Source organism: Xanthobacter sp., assembly GCF_041911315.1.
In the GTDB taxonomy this organism is placed as follows: domain Bacteria; phylum Pseudomonadota; class Alphaproteobacteria; order Rhizobiales; family Xanthobacteraceae; genus Xanthobacter; species Xanthobacter aminoxidans.
Genome location: NZ_JAYRPE010000063.1, coordinates 1 through 3325, shown reverse-complemented (window position 1 = coordinate 3325; position 3325 = coordinate 1). Strand labels below are relative to the sequence as shown.

The window sequence follows — 3325 nt, the reverse complement described above, 5'->3', positions numbered from 1 at the left end:
GGCGGCTGGAGAAGACCATGACGGAGGCGGGCTCCCAGCGCGTCACCACGGCGCTGGCGCAGCTTGCCGAGAGCCTTCAGGGCCTCGTCACCCACATGCGGTCCGAACAGGCGCTGCTGAAGCAGATGATCGAGCAGCAGCAGGCGCAGCAGGAGCAGATGCGGCGCCTGCTCTCCAAGGTCGAGGACGACGCCGGTCCGCGGCGCAACTGAGCGGAGGCAGAACCCATGGCCCTCGGCCGGCGCGGGCGCGACCGCCACATCGACTACTGGCCCGGCTTCGTGGACGCCCTGTCCACGCTGCTCCTCGTCTTCACCTTCCTGTTGTCGGTGTTCATCCTCACCCAGTTCTTCCTGACGCAGGAGATGGCGGGCAAGGACGACGTGATGCAGCGCCTTCAGGCGCAGATCCGCCAGCTCACCGACCTCCTCTCGCTGGAGCGCGCGAACAGCCAGTCCTCCGAGAGCGAGCTGGCCTCCGTGCGCGCCTCGCTGGAGGCCAGCGAGAGCGAGCGCGACAAGCTGCGCGGTCAGGCCATCGCCGTGCCGGCCCCCTCCGACACCGGCCGCGCCAACGCCTTGTCCCGCGAACTCGATCTGCAGAAGGACGTGGCCGCCCGCGCCGCTGCCCAGATCGAGCTGCTCAACCAGCAGATCGCGGCTCTGCGCCGGCAGATGGCGGCGCTGGAAGAGGCGCTCAACATCTCCGAGAAGCGCGACGCCGAGAGCCAAGCCAAGATCACTGACCTCGGGCGCCGGCTCAACGTGGCGCTGGCCCAGCGGGTGCAGGAACTGACGCGCTTCCGCTCCGAGTTCTTCGGCCGCCTGCGCGACATCCTCGGCAACCGGCCGGACATCCGCGTGGTGGGCGACCGCTTCGTGTTCCAGTCGGAAGTGTTCTTCGATCCCGGCTCGGCGGTGATGAAGCCGGAGGCCATCGCCTCCCTCGACAAGCTGGCGGGCGCCATCCTCGACCTCGAGAAGGCCATCCCGCCTGATATCTCCTGGGCGCTGCGCATCGACGGCCACACCGACAACCGGCCCATCTCGAACGCCCAGTTCCCCTCCAACTGGGAACTGTCGGCGGCGCGCGCCATCGCGGTGGTGCAGTATCTCATCGCCAAGGGGGTGAGCCCCAACCACCTCATCGCCGCAGGTTTCGGCGAGTACCAGCCGCTCGATACCGGCACGTCGGACGAAGCCCGCGCCCGCAACCGCCGCATCGAGCTGAAGCTGACGGAGCGCTAAGTCGCGGGGGAGGGGAGGGCAGGGGGGACGGGGCGCCGCTACTCCACGAGATCCAGAAAGTGCCGCCCCTGGCGGTCCTCGATCTCCAGCACGAAGATGTCCGGGTCGAACTTCAGCTCGCGGGCGATGCGGGCGTCGGCATCCGCCTCCGGGCTGCCGGGGGCGACCAGCACCGAGAACTTGCGGTCCGCCGGGAAGGATTCGTCGAAAGCGGACTGCGGCGCGGGGCCGTAGAGCGCGGCGGTGCCATCGAGGCGGGCCACCTTCACGAAGATGGCGCCGGCCTCCTCCGCGCCCTTGCGCACCAGGGTCGCATAGCACCCCTCCACCTGGCAGCGGCGGATGAGGGCGGAGACGAAGATCGCGCTCTTGAGGCGCATTCAGGTCAAAGCCATCAGTTCAGCGCCATGCCGGAGACGGAGCCCAGCTCGCGCACCAGCTTGTCGGTGATCTCGCCGTCGGCGGTCAGGTTGCGGTCGCGCTGGAAGCGCACGATGGCGGCGCGCGTCTCGCCGCCGGGCCGGCCGTCCACCTTGATGGGACCGTAGCCGAGCTTGGAGAGCGCCTTCTGCACCGAGAGGATGCGCGGCGAGGCGCCCACGTCCACCGGCGGACGCACGGCGCCGGTAATGTCCCCCGACGAGACGAGGCCCGCGGGCGGGCGGCTGGGCGGCGGCTCGCCGCGGGCGTCCGCGGTGCGCGCGCCGGTCGCCGGCACGAGGGGAGCCGCGGTGCCTGTCACCGAGGTGCGGATGGAGAGATAGCCAAGCGAGCCCGTGGTGGCGCCGCCTGCGGGTGCCGACGTCGTCGCGGTACCGGTGCCCGTGGCGGTGAGCGGCACAGTGGTGTGGTTGACCTTTCCGGCCCCGGCCGGTCGGGCCATGGGCAGCGGTGCGCTGGGCGGCGAGGTCTGAAGGACAAGCACGTTGGCGAGGAAGGCGCCGCTGCCGGCCAGTGCCACCAGCGCCGCCATCACGTCCATGCGGCGCAGCCGGCGCGCCTGCCGTGCGGTCTCCTCCGCCTCGGCGGCCTCGGCGAGTTCCGGGGGCGCTGCGTTTGCGGTGGCCGTTTCCAGCTTCATGCCGTCCTCTTTGCCCGTGTGTCTTCGGTCCGCGCCGGAAACGGCGCCACGACCCCCTGTCCCTGTCCGTACCCCGGGGCCTCGATCGCGGCCGCGACCGGCAGGCTCACCGACACGCTCGTCCCCCGACCGAGCGCGCTTTCCACCCGCACATCGCCGTCGTGCAGCTTCACGAGGCCCTTCACCACGGCGATGCCGAGGCCCGAGCCCCGCGCCTTCTGGATGCAGTCGCCGGCCTGGAAGAAGGGCTCGCCGAGGCGCGCCACGTCCTCCGGCCGCATGCCGGGGCCGGTGTCGCGAACGCGGATGATGAGTTCGTCGCCCTGCATCCTGACGCCCACCTGCACCCGCCCCCCGGCGGGGGTGAACTTGACGGCATTGGAGAGCAGGTTGAGCACGATCTGGCGCAGCGCGCGCTTGTCTGCATCAAGCAGGGGCAGGCGCGCCGGCACCTTGGTCTTCACGCTCACGCCGTTGCGCTCGGCATCGAGTGCCACCATCTCGGCGCAGCCGGCGACGAGGGCGCCCACGTCCACCGCCTCGCGCTCCAGCACATAGGCGCCGGCCTCCACCCGCGACAGATCGAGGATGTCGTTGACGAGGCCGAGCAGGTGCTGGCCGCTTTCATGGATGATGCGGGCATAGTCGGCCTTGCGCGCATCGTCCAGCGGCGCGCCGGTCGGCGTGGCGAGCAGTTCGGAGAAGCCGAGGATGGCGTTGAGCGGCGTGCGCAGCTCGTGGCTCATGGCGGCGAGGAAGCGGCTCTTGGCGGCGTTGGCCGCCTCGGCCTCGGCGCGGGCGCGGGCGGCGGCGTCGGCCTTCTGGCGTTCGGCCTTCATCTGCTCGGTCTGGGCCTGCTGCCAGGGCGCCCGCCAGGAGACGCGCACCATGCCGCCCCGCATGGCCCGGCACCGGACCTCGGCGGTGAGGAAGGCGGGCGCGCCGTCGCCGGCCGCATCGCAGCGCAGGCGCAGCTCCAGCGTGGCGGCACGGCCGC

The 3325-nt window shown here is 71.4% G+C and carries 4 protein-coding genes and 1 pseudogene; 2 read left to right on the top strand and 3 right to left on the bottom strand.

What is annotated here, in order from left to right; all coding sequences use genetic code 11:
- Together ACE3QW_RS18195 and ACE3QW_RS18190 are read left to right on the top strand one after the other, a co-directional pair.
- Positions 1 to 212: pseudogene (locus ACE3QW_RS18195) on the top strand (flagellar motor protein MotA); the annotation flags it as partial.
- A gap of 15 nt (positions 213 to 227) precedes the next feature.
- Positions 228 to 1247: a peptidoglycan -binding protein gene (locus ACE3QW_RS18190; protein WP_250168174.1), complete on the top strand. Its 1020-nt coding sequence runs from the start codon at positions 228 to 230 to the stop codon at positions 1245 to 1247.
- A 38-nt stretch (positions 1248 to 1285) separates the two neighbouring features.
- Here the strand turns inward: ACE3QW_RS18190 and ACE3QW_RS18185 are convergent, their stop codons facing one another.
- The 3 genes from ACE3QW_RS18185 to ACE3QW_RS18175 form a co-directional block, all read right to left on the bottom strand.
- Complete coding sequence (locus ACE3QW_RS18185; RefSeq protein ID WP_029555194.1) at positions 1286 to 1627, bottom strand: DUF1491 family protein; 342 nt, start codon at positions 1625 to 1627, stop codon at positions 1286 to 1288.
- A 14-nt stretch (positions 1628 to 1641) separates the two neighbouring features.
- Positions 1642 to 2328 carry a peptidoglycan-binding protein gene (locus tag ACE3QW_RS18180; RefSeq protein WP_374253025.1) on the bottom strand — a complete coding sequence of 229 codons (687 nt, stop codon included), beginning with the start codon at positions 2326 to 2328 and terminating at the stop codon, positions 1642 to 1644.
- Positions 2325 to 3325: sensor histidine kinase (locus ACE3QW_RS18175; protein WP_374253023.1), on the bottom strand; the 1001-nt coding region annotated here is incomplete at its 5' end. The genes ACE3QW_RS18175 and ACE3QW_RS18180, both read right to left, overlap by 4 nt.

Coding starts and splice junctions, on each gene's coding strand:
- ACE3QW_RS18190 (WP_250168174.1), top strand. CDS start 228: ATGGCCCTCGGCCGGCGCGGGCGCGACCGCCACATCGACTACTGGCCC.
- ACE3QW_RS18185 (WP_029555194.1), bottom strand. CDS start 1,627: ATGCGCCTCAAGAGCGCGATCTTCGTCTCCGCCCTCATCCGCCGCTGC.
- ACE3QW_RS18180 (WP_374253025.1), bottom strand. CDS start 2,328: ATGAAGCTGGAAACGGCCACCGCAAACGCAGCGCCCCCGGAACTCGCC.